This is a genomic window from Sphingomonas sp. Leaf242 (assembly GCF_001422045.1).
Taxonomy (GTDB): domain Bacteria; phylum Pseudomonadota; class Alphaproteobacteria; order Sphingomonadales; family Sphingomonadaceae; genus Sphingomonas.
Genome location: NZ_LMLW01000011.1, coordinates 313,291 through 330,970 on the forward strand (window position 1 = coordinate 313,291; position 17,680 = coordinate 330,970).

Here is a 17,680-nt window from a genome sequence, read left to right on the forward strand (position 1 = left end):
TCGGAGCGCCAAATACAGGACCGCCGGCCAGCATCAGAACGTAACTCCAACGCGGGCACTCAGCGTCTGCCCGCTGTCGTTGCCGACATAGTCGCCGGCGCGGTTGTCGGTGTTCCACTGGATCGCGTTCACCTGGAAGCGGGTGAAGCTGTTCAGGTACCAGTTGACCCCGACGGTCGCCGCCCAGCCGTCACCACCGGTCAGCAGATTGTCGAAATCGAGGCTTTCGTAGCGCGCGGTCAGCTCGATCGCGCCGACCCCGCCGTCGAAGGTCGGCTTCAACACCTTGGGCTGGCCGAAACTGCCGAGCCGCGGGTTGTACGGCGGCAGGTCGCCGGTCAGGAACAGACCGCCCGAGACGCTCCACGCCTTGCTGACGAAATCGGGACGCCCGCCGTCGAGCCGCGCGTTGCGGCGGCCCGCTTCGCCCATCACCCACAACGGCCCGCGATAGCCGCCAAGCTCGACGCCGTAGCCGGTCGTGCCGGTGCCGCCGATCAGCGGCCCGGTCGACACGCGCAGCGCCCCGTTGAAGCGCCCGCCGATCACCGTGTTGCGCGTCAGCGTGCCGGCGACCGAGGAGAGTGATTCGTCGAAGCCCCAGACACCGAGATGGAGCACACCGGTATCCGACTTGATCGGGTTCCAGTGCGCGCGCCCGAGCACCGTGCGGCTGTCACCAACTGCCTGCGTGCCATCGATCCGGTCGCCGGTGACCGTCAGCGAGGCGTGGCCGGTCTTCCAGAACACGCGCGGCATCACGCCGATACCGTAGAAACCACGCTGCGGTATGATCGCGGTCGCGACCGTGGTGCGCTCCAGGAACGGGGTCGAATCCGAGCCGGTCGAGCCTTCGAAGCCGCGATCGTTGAACAGGTGACCGGCGCGGACGTCGTAGTCGAGGCCCGGCTTGATCTTGTTGCGCCAGCCGACGAACGCGGTGACGACGTCGACCTCGTTCTCCGAAAAGTCGCTCTCGAACTGGTAGAAGAAGTGCGTGCCGACGCCGCCTTCGAGACCGAGGCGCAGCGCGCGCATACCCGTCGTGGTGATGTTGCGGCCGTCGTATTTCGAGCCGAAGCTCGAGCTGACGTCGGTCAGGATGCGACCGCGCGGCTTGAACGTGTAGACGCCGTCCGCGGAGTGGAAGACGGGCAGGCCCGCACCCCATTCGGTGGTCACGCCCGACGGATTGTCGCGTGCGGCGACCGCCTGCGCGACGCTGCGGTCGGCGGGGCCGGGAGGGGCGAGCTGCGGCGCGAACGGCAGCGTGCGGCGCGGCTCGTTGTTCTGCGCGACTGCTTGCGGTGCCGGCTGCAACGGCGCTGCGGGCACCGGCGCGGACGCCTGCGCGACGGCCGCGTTGTTCTCCAGCCGGTCGAGCCGCGACTTCAGTGCGGCGATCTCGGTAGCCTGCGCACGCACGAGCGCGGCAAGGTCGGCATCGCTCGGAGTCTGGGCCAGCGCGGGCGTCGCGGCGATCAGCGCGAGTGCGGCGCACCCGGTACGGAAGAGAGTCATTGTTGGGCTCCGGTGGCGAGAATCGCGGTCCAGTCGCGCAGGAAACGCTGGCGCTTGACGCGGTCGAGGTTGACGAGAAGTTGTGGCCCCACGCGGATCGGTCGCGCCTGGCTCGAGGGAAGACGGCGCGCGGCAACGTCGGTGCGGACCGGCCACAGGCTGCGCCTGGCGAGCAGCGACTGGCCCTCGCGCGACAGCAGAAAATCGAGGAACAGCTTCGCCGCCGCCGGGTGTGCGGCCTCGCGCGCGATGAACGCGATCCGCGAGGTGACGATCGTATAGTCCTGAAGGAACGCGACGCCGATGCGGGGATCGGTCCGCGCCCGTTCCACCGCGTAAGAGCCGATCACGTTGTACGCCATCGCCTGCCGCCCCTCGGCGACGCCGCGCAGCATCGGCTCGCTGGTGCGCGACAGCACGGGCTTTGTCGCGGCGATCGCCTCGAGCAACGACCGCGTGTCGCGCGTGATCGCGAGATCCTCCGAGAGATACAGATAGCCGACATTCGAGCGCGCCGGATCGAACGTGGTCACCCGGCCTGTCAGGGCGCGCGCATTCTTCCGCAGCCAAGTCTCCAGCGCGGCGTGCGTGCGCGGCACCTGTCCGGCGGGCACGAGGCGCTTGTTGTAGACGATCCCGATCGGCTCCGCGGTGACGCCGAAGCCCATGTTCTTCCACACCGACACAGGCGGCAGCGCGGGCTTTTCGGGGCTCGCATAGCCTTGCGCGAAGCCGTCGTTGATCAGCTTCACCTGGAGATCCATCGCCGACGACCAGACGAGATCGGCTGACATCTTTTTCGCGCGCGTCTCGGTGACGAAGCGGCGGTACATTTCGGTCGAGCCGATGTCCGCGTACAGCACGGTGATGCCCGGATACCGCTTCCGGAACGCGGCGACGACGGGCAGCAGTTCGGCGCGATCGGCATTGCCATAGATCCGCACCTGCCGCTCGGCACGCGCGTCGGAAATCAGCTGGTCGTAGGAGCGCGGATAATTGGCAGGGCGCTGCGCCACGGCCGTCGCGGCAAGCGCCGACAGCCCGGTCAGTATCGCGATCTTCACTAAAATGCGTGCCATCATCACTCTCCTCGCCTTCCGTCTCTGTGTTCGGATAGACTGCAACGGTGGAGTACGAAGCGAACCTGTCACCAACCTTTCACGCCGATCGGGCGCAGGACGAGCCGTTGTGCGCATCCTGCTGATCGAAGACGACGCGGCCCTCGCGCGCAGTATCGCGGCGTTGTTGCGCGCCGGCGGCAACGCGGTCGACCACGTCGCGACCGGGGAGGAGGCGTTGTCAGTGGTCGCCGGCGAACCCTATGCGCTGGTGATCCTCGATGTCGGACTGCCCGGGATCGACGGCTTCTCGGTGCTCGAAACGCTGCGCCGTCGCGGCGAGCGGGTGCCGGTGCTGATGCTGACCGCACGCGATGCGCTCGACGACCGTGTACGCGGGCTCGACCTCGGCGCCGACGATTACCTGCGCAAACCGTTCGAACCCGAAGAACTGGAGGCGCGCGTCCGGGCGCTCGGCCGGCGGCGTGGCGGCGATCCGCTACCTGTGCTCAGCGTCGGTACGTTAACGATCAATCGCTCGACCGGCGACGCGGACATAGCCGGCCGTGCGCTCGACCTGCGCAGGCGTGAGCGCGCGGTGCTCGAGGCACTGGCGACTCGTGCAGGCCGGGTCGTCCCCCGCGCGTTGCTGATCGGCGAGGTGTTCGGGTTCGACGAGCCGGTCGGCGACAACGCCATCGAGGTCCACGTCACGCGGCTGAGGACCAAGCTCGCGCCCGACGGCCCCGGTATCCGCACCGTCCGCGGGGTCGGCTACATGCTCGATGCCGGCTGAGACGCGGACTCCCGCGCTACGCACCCGCCTGCTGGTCGCGGTGCTCGGACCGTTGCTGGCGGCGGCGATCCTGATCGGCGTGGTCGGCGCGACGCTGATCGCCGACGTCGTCCGCCGCACCAACGACCGCGTGCTCGGCGGCGCACTCGGCGCGATCGCCGAGACGGTGCAGGTCGAACGTGGCGAGGTGACGCTCGACCTGCCGTCCGCCGCGTTCGGGATGCTGGAGAATACCGAACGCGACAACGTCTATTACCGCGTCGCTGTCGGCCCGGACCTGCTGACCGGTTATGCCGACCTGCCCGCGCCTGATCCCGCGACGCTCGACATCGACGTCCCGCGCTACCGCTTCGCGCGCTACCGCGGCCAACAGATCCGCATAGCCGAGGTCCGCCGCTCGCTCCCCCGGATCGACAAGCCCGTCATCGTCCAGATCGCCGAGACGCTCGACAACCGCGGCGCGCTCACCCGGCGGCTGATGCTCGCGCTGCTGATCGGCGAATGCGTCCTCGTCGGCGCCGCCGCCTTATTGCTGCGACCCGCGCTAGGCTGGAGTCTGCGCCCGCTCGCCCGCCTCCGCGGCGCGATCGAGGCGCGCGACGAACGGGCGCGCCCCGATTTCTCCCCGCTCGACACGGGTCCCCTGCCGCGCGAACTCCGCCCGCTCGCCGGCGCGTTCGACCGCCTGCTGGCACAGCTCGACACCGCGACCGTCGGCGTCCGCCGGTTCACCGCCGACGCCTCTCACCAGATGCGCACGCCGCTGTCGGTGCTGAAGGTGCAGGTCGCACTCGCACGGCGAGGCTCCGATGCCGAACGCCGCGAGGCGCTCGACGAGATCGCCGATGCGGTCACCCGGCTCGAACGACTGGTCACGCAGCTTCTCGCGCTTGCCCGCGCCGAGGAAGCCGGGGTCTCCGCGCCACTCGAGGCGGTCGACCTGCACGAGGTCGCCGCCGCGGTCATTACCCGCCGGATCAACCAGGCGATCGAGGCCGGCGTCGACCTGACGCTCGATAGCGAAGACGACGCGCATCACATTGTGTCGGGCCACCGCACGCTGATCTTCGAGATCCTGTCGAACCTGATCGACAACGGAATCCGCTACAACGCGGTCGGCGGCACGGTCTCGGTCAAGCTGGTAACGTCGGCATCGGACACTGCGGTCGTCGTCGCGGATGACGGCCCCGGTATCCCGCCCGCTTGCCGCGACACGGTGTTCGACCGGTTCGTCCGCCTCGGCGGCGTCGCGAGCCCGGAAGGAAGCGGGCTCGGCCTCGCCATCGTCCGCTCGGCTGCAGCCCGGTTGAACGCGACGATCGGCTTCGGCGACGCCGCGCGCGGCACCACGCTCATCCTGCGCTTCCCGCGCGTGGCGTCAGAGTGAGACGCCGTACAGCGCGTGGTGCGCGAGGATGAAGAGCGTGCGGCCGTCAGCGCCGCCGATCACGAGCTGGAGCGGCCGTTCGGGGACATCGATCCGCCGCAGCAGCGTACCGGCCGGATCGTAGACGAACACCTGCCCGTTCGCGACGTAGAGATTGCCGGCGGCATCGTGCGCGACGCTCTCGCCGCCACGATCCGCGACAATCGTGAGATCGGTGACGCGACCCTGGTCGCCGACTAGGCCCGAATAGGTGCGCCCTTCGGAGGCGTTGGTGAGCACGACGCGCTCGCCGGGCTTGGCGGCAACGAAGCCGTTCGCGTCGAGCGTGTCCGACCAGCGCCAACCCTGATGATCGTCCGGCCCCTGGTTCCACACGCGGAACGCGGGCAATGCCAGCGAGCCGTCGGGCGAGACATATTCCTGCGGCTTGGCCTCGCCCATCTTCGTCGTGAAGAAGTCGGTCATCGTCGGGAACTGGTACGTCGTCGGATCGATCCGGTCGGCAAACTCGCCATTCGCCCACACGTTGACGGGCAGCACCGTTGCGGCATCGCGGCGCGCGCGGACCGGGGTGGGCGGGATCACCGTCACCGCAGCCGGCTTGGCCGGATCGATGCTGTAGACGGTGCCGTCGCGGCCCGCCGAGGACAGCACGAGCAGGTCGCCCGAGCGATCGACCGCAAGGTTTACCGCATCGAGCGGTGCCTCCGCGACGATCGACAGCCCCTCGGTCTTCGACCAGCCGTGGATCCGCTGGAACTGGCGATCGATGAAGTACAATTTGCCCTTCGCATCGACCGCACCGCCGGCGATCGAATAGAAACCGTCGGCAAGCTTTTCGACGCCCGGCGATACCGGCACCGCCGATGCCGTCGCGGCGGCCGCGGGTGCCGCCGGAACGTCGAGCTTGGCGAATTCGAGTTCACGGACCTCCTGCTGGCGGGTCATGTCCTTGATGGCGTTCTCGAACGGGAATTTGCTCGCGCGCAGATACGTGCCGCAGCCCTTCGTGTCGCAACTCGCGAACCCGCTCTCGGCGTTCACATGGACGTTGCGAAAGCGGATATCGCCCGAATTGTAGAGCTTCACCGCGGCGTCCATCGGCTTGATCGAGCGCGTGACGCGGTAGCCGTGATAATTGGCGAACAGGATGTTGCGCGAATTGCGGATCTCGGTCGAGATGGCGTTGACGCCGTCGCGCACCTCCTGCTCGGTCTGCGGCGCGAGGAACTCCCAGTTCTCGACATGATCGAGGACGATTTCCGCGCGATAGTGATGCTCGGCCGACAGCTCGTAGACATGGCCCGGCGTCTTGGTGTTCGAGACGTGGAACCCGGCCGAAGCGAGCGTGTTCGGCGACCACAGGGCAGCGAAAGTGCCGCCGCCGCCATCCGTGACCCAGATGCTCGGATACTGGCCGTCGAAGCGGGCGCGCGGATCGCCGAAGCCGATCGGGCTGCCCTTGGTCAGCACGGTCCCGCCGCCGCCCTGAATCTTGACGTCGTTGACCATCGACGCCTCACCCGCCTTCCACAGCAGCGCGGTCGCGCGCGGGTTCACGCCGCCGGTCCAAAGGCCGAGGCCGGAGACGATCGCGTTGCCGCCCTTCGCGCTCTGCAGCAGCGCCTTCGGCCCGCCGACGCCCATATAGGCAGGCGTCTCATCGGGCAGGTATAGATGCGTCAGGCTCGGGTGAAGCGCGATCAGCACGCTGTCGGGCCGCAGCCTGATCGTATCGGTGACGCGGTAGCGACCGACCGGGAGATACACCACACGGTGCGTATCGATCGCGCGCTGCAACGCCGCGGTGTCGTCGGTCGTGTCGTCGCCCTTCACGCCCAGATCGTGCGCGTTCGCCCAGTCGCGCACCGGCGGCAGCGCGGCAATCGCGGGCTTGCGTCGCTCGGGCAGGCGCGCGAGCGGCGCCATGGCGATATCCGTCGCATAGGCACCGATCTGGCCGAGCCCGGCGAGCTTCAGGCCGTAGGAGAAATCGCCGACCCGGTAGCGTGCCCCTGCCCCGGCGACGGTCTTGCCGCTGTCGCGAAACCGCACGAAAGTCGGCGTGTTCACCGCGACCGCATTGTCGAACCCGATCTGCGTGAAGACGCTGCTTTCGTTCGACACGACGACGCCGGCCTTCGCGACGTTCTCGAAGCGGACGTCCTTGCCGTACAGTGAATCCGAATAGCCGCGATCGATCTCGATTCCGACCGGCGTATCGCGGATCGCAACGTTGACCAGAGTCAGGTCGACCTCGTGTTCACGGATCGCCGCGTCGCGCTGGCCCTGGAAGTCGGAGTCGATCAGCGTGAACTGCCAGGCGGGCGACGTCTTCTCCGACATGATGCCGTAGCGGCCACCGAAGAACTTCAGATCCTCGAACTCGTTGCCCGCCTGATAGACGCCGGCGAGGCCAGAGCCGATATGGAAGTCGACATGCCGCAGATAGCCGTGCTGCGCGACGCGGAACCGCACCGCGACCGCGCCGGCATTGCCCGCGCCGATCCGGAAATCGACGTTCGACAGTGCGGAATAGAAGGTGCTCGACGTCGCGTCGAAGATCGCCGGGTCGAACGGCACGCTGGTGGGCGGCGGGACCGGCGCCTTGCCGACGCGGTACTGGTCCTCGCCGGTGAACGCGACCATCGCCGCGACGCCCGACGCATAGCCCGCGCTGTTGTCGCCCAGCACGATTTCCGGACGGGTCGGACCGACACCGAAGATCCGGACGGCGGAGCGGACGAAGATGGTGCGGCTGATCCGGTAGCGCCCGGACGGCAGGAACACGACACCGCCATGCCCCCCCGCTGCGGCGGCATCGATCGCCTGCTGGAGCGCGACGCTGTCGTCGGCGCGGCCGTCGCCGACACCCTTGACGGTGATCGCGCGCGGATCGGCGGGGGCGGTCAGGTAGACCGAGGTCGTTTTCGCCGAGGCCGGCGTCGAAAGCAGCAGCACCGCGGCGCCAAGCAGCCATCTCGCGTCCATCGTCCGTCTCCCCGTAAAAGCAGTGTGCCCGTCGATCGCTCGCGAGCCGAACGTTCAGGCGGCGTGCAACACCAGGCCGTGCGCGACGATCGCGACCTGGGTTCGGTTGCGGACGTTCAGCTTGCGCATCAGCGCGGTCATGTGCGCCTTCACGGTCGCCTCGGCGATACCGAGGTCGTACGCGATCTGTTTGTTGAGCAGTCCGGAATGGACGCCGTGCAGCACCTTGATCTGGGTCGGCGTGAGCTGCGGCGATACCGGGATGGCTGGCAGCTGCCGGTGCTGCGAGACGGTCTGGGTGGTCCCTTGCATGGTCATCCTCCTCCTGTTTCGGCCCGTGGGTGCGATCCATTTGAATGGATTCGGTTGGACAGGTTTTCCGTATGCGCCCCGGATTTATCGGCAATCAAGCCTTTTCTGTTGGCGGCAGGCAAAAACCTGTCCTACAGCTAGAGCCATATCGGCAGGCGAGAAACGCCGCCGGATCGAGCGGGGAGCGATGATGAAGGCGCAAGCACCGGACCGTCAGCCAGCACGTCGCGACGCCCCTGCGATCGGCGCAGCGCAATGATCGGCGGCGACCTGCGGCTGGTGATCGCCGCGCTCTCCGGCATCCTGCTCGCCGTGCTGATGATCGTCAAAGGCCGCCTGCACCCCTTCATCGGCCTGCTGTGCGGCGCGTTCACCGTCGGCCTGCTCGCCGGCCTGCCGCTCCCCGATGTGGCGAAAGCCGTGCAGAAGGGCGTCGGCGATATCATCGGCGGTACCGGGCTGGTCGTCGCGCTCGGCTTGTCGCTTGGCGCGATGCTGCATCTATCGGGCGCCGCGGCCTCGTTGGCGAAGGGCGCGCTGCGCCTGACCGGCGTGCGCGCCGCGCCGTGGGCGACGCTGGGGATCGCGATCGTCGTCGGCCTGCCGTTGTTCTTCGAAACCGGGCTCGTGCTGCTGCTGCCGATCGTCGTCGCCGCAGCGGAGGAAATGACCGGCCAGGACGGCGCGGCGCGCGATGCCGCCAAGCTGCGGCTGATCATGCCCGCGCTCGCGGGGCTCGGCGTGGTCCATGCGCTGGTGCCGCCGCATCCGGGGCCGCTGCTCGCGGTCGAGGCGCTCGGTGCCAATCTCGGCCGGACGATGCTGTACGGCATCCTGATCGCGATCCCGACCGCGGTCATCGCGGGACCACTGCTGGCGAAGTTCACCACGCGGGGCGTGCGGCTGGTATCGCCCGTACTCCGCGAGACCGGGCTCGCGATCGCGCCGCCCCCTCGCGCGCTGTCGCTGCTGATCGTGCTGCTGCCGGTGCTGATGATCGCGACCGGCGAGCTTGGCCAGATGGCGCCGTCGCTGAAGGGCGCGGCCTGGCTGGTCGCCGCGAGCAACCCGGTGGTCGCGCTGCTGCTGACCAACCTGATCGCGCTGCCGCTGCTGTTCGGCCGGCGGCTGCGCGAGGTCGCGATCCAGGATGCAGTGTGGCACGAGACGATGGGCGCGGCCGGCGCAATCCTGCTCGCGATCGGTGCGGGGGGGGCGTTGAAGCAGGTGCTGGTGACAGCGGGGCTTTCGGACCTGCTCGCGCGGACCGTGCTGATGTATTCGATCTCGCCGCTGCTGCTCGGCTGGCTGGTCGCGGTGGCGATCCGACTCGCGGCAGGCTCGGCGACCGTCGCGACGATCACCGCGGTCGGGATCATGCCCGGCGTGGTCGCGAGTTCGGGCGTGTCGCCGGAACTGGTCGTGCTGGCGATCGGCGCGGGCTCGGTGTTCTTCAGCCACGTCAACGATCCGGGGTTCTGGCTGGTGAAAAGCTATGTCGGCACGAGTACCGCCGACACGTTCCGGACCTGGTCGCTGCTCGAAACCGCGATCTCGGTGGTCGGCCTCGTCCTCGTGATGGCGCTCAGCTATGTCGTCTGACCCCAAGCCCCCCTTACCCTCGACCGAAGGCCGGCTGGCGGACCGCGCCTATACCGGCATCGTCCGGATCATCACCGAAGACGATCTGGCGATCGGCGACCGCCTGCCGTCGGAGGCCAAGCTCGCGGCGACGTTCGGGATGTCGCGCACCATCGTCCGCGAGGCGCTGGCACGGCTCGCTTCGGACGGCATCACGCAGGCGCGGCTCGGTGCGGGCTCGTTCGTCAAGCGCCGGCCGTCCGCTCGGCTCGGCACGCACATGCCCATGGATGCGCTCGCGACGACGCTCGGCACCTATGAAGTCCGCTTCGTGCTGGAGGCGGAGGCGGCGCGCCTCGCGGCGCAGCGCCGCTCCGATCGCCAGCTCGACGCGATCGAGCGCGCGCTAGAGGCGCTGCGGAGCGCGTTGCTGTCCAACGCATCGGCGCATGACGAGGACTGGCAGCTTCACCGCGCGATCGCCGAGGCGACCGGCAATGCGGCGTTCCTGCCGGTGTTCGATCACCTCCAGGACGAGGTGATGCGAATCCTGCGCGCGGGCGTGGATATCTCGCGGTCGCGGCCGCCCGAGGTGATCGGTGCGATGATGGAGGAGCATGATGCGATCGTCGAGGCGATCCGCGCGCAGGACGCGGACGGCGCAGCGCTGGCGATGCGCTGGCACCTGTCGCAGGGTCGCAAGCGGCTGATGCCATGACCGCGCGGTGTCGCCGGGGCTTAGCCTCGCGGAAATTGCGCGCTCAGCCAAGCAAGCGCGTCCTCGCTCAACCGCTCGGGCGTCAGCGCGGCATCGAGCGTGATCGCGCACTCGCCGGGCGATGGCCGTTCGAGTGTCGCAAGCTGGCTGTCGAGCAGACTGGGCGGCATGTAATGACCGGTGCGGCCTGCGAGACGCCGGGCGATTTCGTCGGGCGCGGTGTCGAGCAGCACGAAGGCGAGCGGCACTGTGGAGGCTTGCGAGAGTCGCTCCCGGTAGCTGCGTTTCAGCGCGGAGCAGGCGGCCACCGCAATTCCGGTCTGATTGGCCCGATCCTCCGCCGCCACGCCAATCGCGGCGCCGAGCCGGTCGAGCCACGGCCAGCGATCGGCATCGTCGAGCGGATGCCCCGATTCCATCTTGGCGACGTTCGCCGCGGAATGGAAATCGTCGCCTTCGAGCAGCGGGCTGTGCAGGTGCCGAGCGAGCAGCGCGGCCAGCGTCGACTTGCCGCTGCCGCTCACGCCCATGACGACGATCCCGTATGGGCTTTCAGAGTTCACACGATCTGGCACCGGCCGTCGATATCCTTCGCAACGACCGAGTGGCCGGGTGTCGATACGCCGCTATCGATCAGATGTTCCGGATTGGCCATTACGACCTTTGTCGCAATCGTCGCGCGCGCCGCGGCAGCCTATCGCTTTCCGTACAGCGGGAAACGGCCCTCATCGAAGGACGCACAGTCATGACGGCCAGATTTACCGCCGGTTTCGCAGCCCCTCTCCTGGTGGGGCTGCTGGTCGGAGTGTCCGCCCCCGCTCTTGCCTCGACCTCGGTGTTCGCCACCGCGCCCGTCGATCCGCGCGCGATCACCGTCGCGGCGCGCGGCGACGGCGTCACCGACGACAGCGTGGCGATCCAGCGCGCGATCGATGCGGCCGCCGCCGCGTCGAAGAACACCGGCGCGGGCGGGATCGTCTTCCTGCCCGCTGGCCGCTACCGGATCACGCGCACGCTCTACATGCGGCCGGGCGTCCGCCTGTTCGGGGTCGGCAAGGCCCGCCCGGTGCTCCTGCTCGCGCCGTCGACCCCAGGGTTCCAGCGCGGCGTCGGCAGCATGGTCTTCTTCACCGGCACCCCGGCTGCAACTCCGGGATCACCGCCGGCACCGCCCGTTCCGGTCCCGCCGCCGACCAGCGTACCGTTCGACCCGGCGATCGCGGATGCCAATTCGGGCACCTTCTACACCGCGCTGTCGAACGTCGATTTCGAGATCGGCGAGGGCAATCCGGCCGCGACCGCGGTCCGCTTCCACGCGGCGCAGCACGCCTATCTCAGCCATATCGACTTCCACCTGGGTTCGGCGCTGGCAGGCGTCTACCAGGTCGGCAATCTGGCTCAGGACCTGAAGTTCTTCGGGGGCCGCTACGGCATCCTGACCGAGAAGACCTCGCCGGCGTGGCAGTTCACGTTGCTCGATTCGGTCTTCGAGGGTCAGCGCGACGCGGCGATCCGCGAGCACGAGGCCGGGCTGACGCTGGTCAACACCGTGATCCGCAACGTCCCCGTCGGGATCGAGATCGATCGCGGCTATGGCGACTGGCTGTGGGGCAAGGACGTCCGGTTCGAGAACGTCGCCAAGGCCGGCATCGTCATCAGCAACGAGGGCAATGCCTATACGCAGATCGGCTTCGACAACGCGGTCGGTCAGAATACGCCGACGTTCGCGCGCTTTCGCGACAGCGGCCGCACGGTCGCCGGCCCCGCCGCACGTTACCGCGTCCGCGCGTTCACGTACGGCCTGACTCTCCCCGCGCTCGGCACCACGGGCAGCTTCGCGACACGAATGGACGCGACGCCGCTGCCCAAAGTCGACCGCCCGCGCGACGCCGCGATCCGTGCGCTGCCGCCTGTATCGGCCTGGACCAACGTCCGCGATCTCGGCGTGCGCGGCGACGATGTGACCGACGACACCGCCGCGCTCCAGCGGGCGATCGACGGCCACCGAGTGCTGTATTTTCCCGCCGGGTTCTACCGCGTCTCCGACACGCTGAAACTGCGCGCGGACAGCGTATTAATCGGCCTCCACCCCAGCCTGACGCAGATCGTCCTCGCCGAGAACAGCCCGGCGTATCGCGGCGTCGGCAGCCCCCGCGCGCTGATCGAAAGCGCGAAGGGCGGCGGCGCGATCGTCTCGGGGCTCGGCCTGTTCACCGGCGGCAGCAATCCGCGCGCGACCGCGCTGCTATGGCGCGCGGGCGAGCATTCGCTGGTCGACGACGTGAAGTTCCAGGGCGGTCACGGTACCTTTGCCGCCGATGGCAGCCGCTTCGATCCCTACAACGCGACGCACACCGCCGACATCGACCCGGCCAAGCGCTGGGACGGGCAATATGCGAGCCTATGGGTCACCGACGGCGGCGGCGGCACGTTCAACGGCGTGTGGACGCCCGATACCTACGCCGCTGCCGGGCTGCACGTGTCGAACACCAGCACGCCGGGCTATGTCTACCAGATGTCGGCAGAGCATCACCGACGTGCCGAGATCGTCCTCGACGGGGTGCGCAACTGGCAGTTCCTCGCGCCGCAGACCGAAGAGGAAGCCGGCGAAAGCCGGGCGACCGTTGCGCTCGAGGTGCGCAATTCGCGCGACATCCTGTTCGCCAATCTCCACGCCTACCGCGTCACGCGGTCGCTCGAACCGGCGAAGGCAGCGGTGACGCTGTACGGCTCGACCAACATCCGGTTCCGCAACGTCCACGTCAACGCCGAGAGCGGCTTTTCGACCTGCGACGCGAACGGCTGCGGCACGTATCTGCGCGCGAGCAAATATCCGTACGAAAACGCGATCGTCGATGTCACGCGCGGCACCGAGATGCGCGAGCGCGAGTTCGCGGTGCTCGACGTGACCGATACGCCGGCGCCCGCCGCCCCTGCCCCGCTCGCTTCCGTCAAGCAGGTCGCCGATGGCTTCTATTCACTCGGCGGCGGCGCGGTGGATGCTGCGGGGAAACTGTATTTCGTCGACCGCCAGTTCCAGCGCATCCATGGCTGGTCGGAGAAGGACGGCCTGTCGATCGTCGCCGATGCGCCGCTCGATCCCGTCAATTTGGCGATCGATCGGTCGGGCACGCTGATGGTGCTCTCGTCCGCAGGACCGACGGGCACGGTCTACGCGATCGACCCGGCGAAACCGCAGGACGTGCGCGTGATCGCGCCGACACCGGTCGCCGCGCGCACCGGCGCCGCGGTCGCACTGCCCGGCAGCGTCTGGAACAACGGCGAATTCCGCGATCAATACGACGCCGAGACCGACCATTTCACGACCTTGGCGGAGATGTTCGCGCGCGATGCCGCGGTGCCGAAGCCGCTGGAATATGTCTCGCCCGACAATAGCCTCGTGCTGCCCGCCTACCGCGTCTGGCAGCAGGGGCCGGCGAACCATATCGGCTGGCGGTTCTCCGATACGCTCGACACCTACGGCTTCGTCACCGGCCGGGTCGGCGCGCGCGTGCACATCGTCAACGGATCCGAGGACACGACCTACACCGGACTGCTCGGCCGCGGCGGCGCGATCACCGATCTCAAGCGCTTCGCGACCCGCGGCGGGGAGAGCGTGGCGACCGGCCCCGACGGACGCGTCTACGTCGCCAACGGACAGGTGTTCGTCTACGCGGCGGACGGTCGCGAACAGGGCCGTATCGACATCCCCGAACGGCCGCTGCAACTGCTGTTCGGCGGTGCCGACGGACGGACGCTCTACATCCTGACGCACCACGCGCTCTACACCACCCGCCCCTGATCGCCGCTGCCAGCCAAGCTCCTCGACCCAGGCGAAATGCGACGATGGTCGTAGATGTCCGGCTGCACCGCATGCGGTAGAACGCCGCGACAATCGAGCTTTGGCCGAGCCGAACACGGCCGATGCGAAGTGCAAAAAGGGGACGGATGATGGAATTGGTCACGCACGACCGGCGCTTGAGCAGAAGCCTGTTTGGTAGCGCTACTAGCATGGCGGTACTCGCGACGGCGCTGCTGTGTGCGCCGGCGATCGCGCAGACCGTCCCGCCCGCCACGACTGCGACCCCGGCCCCGGCCCCGGCTACCACTGCGGCCCCGGCCCCGGCTACCACTGCGGCCCCGGCCCCGACCGAGGCACCCGCCGCCACGCCGCAGTCGCTACCCGCCGATGCTGCCGACGCCGAGCGGTCGCCCGCGTCGGCCAGCGACATCGTCGTGACCGGCACGCGCATCACCTCGAGCGGGTTCAACGCCCCCACCCCGACGACGGTGATCGGCGAGGAGCAGATCCTCAAGAACGCCCAGCCGAACATCTTCACCACCGTGGCGCAGCTGCCGTCGCTGCAGGGCTCGACCGGCGCCAGCACCGGTACCTTCAGCACGTCGAGCGGATCGCAGGGCCTGAGTTCGTTCTCGCTTCGCGGGCTCGGCACGATTCGCACGCTGACGCTGCTCGACGGCCAGCGGGTGGTCGGTGCTAACGTGACGGGCGTGCCCGACATCAGCCAGTTTCCGCAGTTGCTGATCAAGCGCGTCGACATCGTCACCGGCGGCGCATCGGCGTCCTACGGCTCGGACGCGGTCGGCGGCGTGATCAACTTCATCACCGATACGCGCTTCACCGGGTTCAAGGGCAATATCCAGACCGGCGTCACCACCTATGGCGACGACGGCCAGGTGCTGGTCCAGGCCGCGGTCGGCAAGAGCTTTGCAGGCGACAAGCTCCACGTCATCGTCAGCGGCGAATATTCGCATGAAGAGGGCGTCGGCCCCGGCAATTTCGGCGAAGACCTCGCCGGCAGCCGCGACTGGTACCGCGCCACCACGCTGGTCGACACCGGCATCCGCAACAACGGCTCGCCACAGTTCCTCTACCGTGATCACGGCCAGGCCTATCAATACACCAAATACGGCCTGATCAGCGCCGGCCCGCTCCAAGGCACCGCGTTCGACGCCAATGGCCAGCCCTTCCAGTTCCAGTACGGCTCGAACGGCGTCCCCGCCAAGAACGCGGCGGGCACCGTCAACGGCTGTTATGTCGGGTTCTGCGTCGGCGGCGACCAGTCCGGGCATGTCGGATCGGGCACCTCGCTGCAATCGGGGCTGCAACGCCTCAACGGCTATACGCGGATCGGCTACGACTTCGCACCCGACAACGAGGTGTATTTCACCGCCAACATCGCGCAGGTGAAGTCCGACAACCAGCCCAACCCCGGCGCATCGAAGACCGGGCTGACGATCCAGTGCGCCAACCCGTATCTGCCCGCCTCGATCTCGGCCGCGTGCGCCGCCAACGGCATTACCAATTTCCAATACGGCCTGAGCAACGCGATCCTGCCCAACATCCATGTCAACACCGATCGGCGGCAATACCGCTTCGTCGGCGGGGTGAAGGGCAAGGCGAGCATCTTCGGGACCAGCTGGACCTATGACGCGTCGTACGAGCACGGCATCAACACCACCGACATCCGCGTCGACAACATCAGCCTGACCGGACGCTACAACCAGGCGATCAACGCGGTCCGGCTGAACGGCGAGATCGTCTGCGCCAATGCCGCCGCACGCGCCGGCGGATGCCAGCCGATCAACATCTTCGGCGGCACCACGCCGTCGGCCGCGGCGCTTGCCTATATCGTTCCCGCGAACGGGCCGTTCCAGCACACCAAGCAGACGCAGGACGCCGCCGCCGTCAGCATCTCGGGCGAACCGCTGACCTTGTGGGCGGGGCCGCTCGCGGTCGCTGCCGGCGCTGAATACCGCCGCGAATTCTACCGCGTGAACGCCGATCCCTACGGCGCGGGCGTATCCGACCTCAGCCCGAACTCGACGCTGTATCCGTCCGATCCGTCGCTGCTGCCCGCCGGCAACAACTGGTATGCGGGCAATTACAAGAACGGCACCGGCAAGTACGACGTGGTCGAGAGCTTCCTCGAGCTGAACCTGCCGGTCCTCAATTCCGACACGCTGGGCCGCGCGAACGTCAACGCCGCGGGCCGCGCGACGCATTATTCGACGTCAGGCAACGTGTACGCGTGGAAGGTCGGCGGCACCTGGGAGACCCCGTTCGACGGCTTCCGCCTGCGCGCCGTCACCTCGCGCGACGTCCGCGCGCCGAACCTGTCCGAACTGTTCGCCGCGCCGACCACGACGACCGTGCCGAACTTCACCGACCCGTTCCGCAACACGCAGGTGCTGATCATCCAGAACACGATCGGCAATTCGGCGCTGCGCCCCGAAATCGCGCGCAGCACCGAGGCCGGCATCGTGCTGGCCAAGCCGAAATGGGCACCGGGGCTCAGCCTGTCGTTCGACTATTATACGATCAAGCTGAACGACGTCGTCTCCAGCCTGACCGCGGCGCAGATCGTCAACCTGTGTTTCCAGGGCAATACGGAAACCTGCGACAGCTTCAATCTGCAGAACACGGCGGGCCCGAATTTCGTCAACGTCCAGTCGTTCAACCTCGCCTCGATCAAGACCAACGGGTTCGATATCGAGGGCAGCTATCAGTGGCGCCGACCGCTCGGCATCGCCGGCAACCTGACCGTGCGCGCGCTCGCTACGCACGTCATCAAGTTCGTCACCGATCCCGGCCTGCCCGGCACGATCCCGGTCGACAGTGCGGGCGCGAACTCGGGCGCGACCCCCAGCTGGAAATGGCTCGCGACGCAGAGCTACGACACCGATCAGTTCAGCCTCACGCTGCAGCAACGCTGGTTCAGCGACGGCGTGTTCGGCAACCAGTACGTCGTCTGCTCGGCGGGGAACTGCCCGGTATCGACGGGCAACAACCCGACCATCGACTACAACAAGATGAAGGGCGCGTTCTACTTCGACATCGGCGGCGCGGTGAACGTCACCAAGCAGGTCAGCATGTTCTTCAAGGTGGACAATCTGTTCGACCATGATCCCGAACCCTCGCCGCAGACCAACACCGGGCTCGACGTGAACCCGGCACTCTACGACACGCTCGGCCGCTTCTACCGCATCGGCGTCCGCGCACGCTTCTGAGGGCTGGGTCCGCAGTCGGCACGTTAAGCGCCGACTGCGGCCCCTTTTTAAGGCGAGGAAATACCCAGGAATACCTCCTGCGGCGCGGCAAGGTTGGTCGCCTGCCGGCCGATCCCAAGACGACATGGTCGCGACAGTCCGGGGATTGCGAGGGTAAGACCGTGATGCTGATCGCGGGCTATGGCGTACCGTCCCGGCGGACGCACCGACGCGAAACCTGTGTCTGAGCTGGTGCTGGTTGGTCAGGCGTCCAGTCGCGAGGACTACTACGCGATCGGCGTCAT

The 17,680-nt window shown here is 68.0% G+C and carries 11 protein-coding genes; 6 read left to right on the forward strand and 5 right to left on the reverse strand.

The genetic code is table 11. The features are described from left to right. Nucleotides 1-33: 33 nt before the first annotated feature. Both ASF09_RS17280 and ASF09_RS17285 read right to left on the reverse strand, forming a co-directional pair. On the reverse strand, nt 34-1,521 hold the full coding sequence (locus ASF09_RS17280; protein WP_060527312.1) for an OprO/OprP family phosphate-selective porin: 1,488 nt from the start codon (nt 1,519-1,521) through the stop codon (nt 34-36). Next, nucleotides 1,518-2,600, reverse strand: a complete 1,083-nt coding sequence (locus ASF09_RS17285) for an ABC transporter substrate-binding protein (protein WP_060527362.1) — start codon at nt 2,598-2,600, stop codon at nt 1,518-1,520. Before ASF09_RS17285 ends, ASF09_RS17280 begins: the two co-directional genes overlap by 4 nt. A 109-nt stretch (nt 2,601-2,709) precedes the next feature. On the opposite strand from ASF09_RS17285, the gene ASF09_RS17290 reads away from it, so the two are divergent. Both ASF09_RS17290 and ASF09_RS17295 read left to right on the forward strand, forming a co-directional pair. After that, nucleotides 2,710-3,375 (forward strand): response regulator transcription factor, encoded by a 666-nt coding sequence (locus ASF09_RS17290; protein WP_200912584.1) that lies wholly within the window; start codon nt 2,710-2,712, stop codon nt 3,373-3,375. Next, nucleotides 3,365-4,762, forward strand: a complete 1,398-nt coding sequence (locus tag ASF09_RS17295; protein ID WP_060527313.1) for a sensor histidine kinase — start codon at nt 3,365-3,367, stop codon at nt 4,760-4,762. Before ASF09_RS17290 ends, ASF09_RS17295 begins: the two co-directional genes overlap by 11 nt. Here ASF09_RS17295 and ASF09_RS17300 read toward each other — a convergent pair. Together ASF09_RS17300 and ASF09_RS17305 are read right to left on the reverse strand one after the other, a co-directional pair. Continuing rightward, nucleotides 4,754-7,753 carry a glycosyl hydrolase family 28-related protein gene (locus ASF09_RS17300; RefSeq protein ID WP_060527314.1) on the reverse strand — a complete coding sequence of 1,000 codons (3,000 nt, stop codon included), beginning with the start codon at nt 7,751-7,753 and terminating at the stop codon, nt 4,754-4,756. The two genes, ASF09_RS17295 and ASF09_RS17300, sit on opposite strands and share 9 nt — an antisense overlap. A gap of 54 nt (nt 7,754-7,807) precedes the next feature. Then, a complete protein-coding gene (locus tag ASF09_RS17305) occupies nt 7,808-8,065 on the reverse strand; it encodes a helix-turn-helix domain-containing protein (RefSeq protein WP_056055970.1) in 258 nt (85 codons plus the stop codon). Nucleotides 8,066-8,320: 255 nt separating this feature from the next. Between ASF09_RS17305 and ASF09_RS17310 the strand changes: the two genes are divergently transcribed. After that, nucleotides 8,321-9,667, forward strand: a complete 1,347-nt coding sequence (locus tag ASF09_RS17310; RefSeq protein ID WP_060527315.1) for a GntP family permease — start codon at nt 8,321-8,323, stop codon at nt 9,665-9,667. After that, complete coding sequence (locus ASF09_RS17315) at nt 9,657-10,364, forward strand: FadR/GntR family transcriptional regulator (protein ID WP_060527316.1); 708 nt, start codon at nt 9,657-9,659, stop codon at nt 10,362-10,364. The genes ASF09_RS17310 and ASF09_RS17315 overlap by 11 nt, the downstream gene beginning before the upstream one ends. A gap of 20 nt (nt 10,365-10,384) precedes the next feature. Here the strand turns inward: ASF09_RS17315 and ASF09_RS17320 are convergent, their stop codons facing one another. Continuing rightward, the gene (locus tag ASF09_RS17320) at nt 10,385-10,894 is read right to left on the reverse strand and encodes a gluconokinase (RefSeq protein ID WP_060527317.1); all 510 of its coding nucleotides are present in this window, start codon (nt 10,892-10,894) and stop codon (nt 10,385-10,387) included. Between the two features lie 215 nt (nt 10,895-11,109). Here ASF09_RS17320 and ASF09_RS17325 point away from each other — a divergent pair, with 215 nt between their 5' ends. Together ASF09_RS17325 and ASF09_RS17330 are read left to right on the forward strand one after the other, a co-directional pair. Continuing rightward, entirely contained in the window at nt 11,110-14,166 is a 3,057-nt protein-coding gene (locus tag ASF09_RS17325) for a glycosyl hydrolase family 28-related protein (protein WP_060527318.1), read from the forward strand. A 209-nt stretch (nt 14,167-14,375) separates the two neighbouring features. Then, complete coding sequence (locus ASF09_RS17330; RefSeq protein ID WP_060527319.1) at nt 14,376-17,396, forward strand: TonB-dependent receptor plug domain-containing protein; 3,021 nt, start codon at nt 14,376-14,378, stop codon at nt 17,394-17,396. Nucleotides 17,397-17,680: the final 284 nt, after the last annotated feature.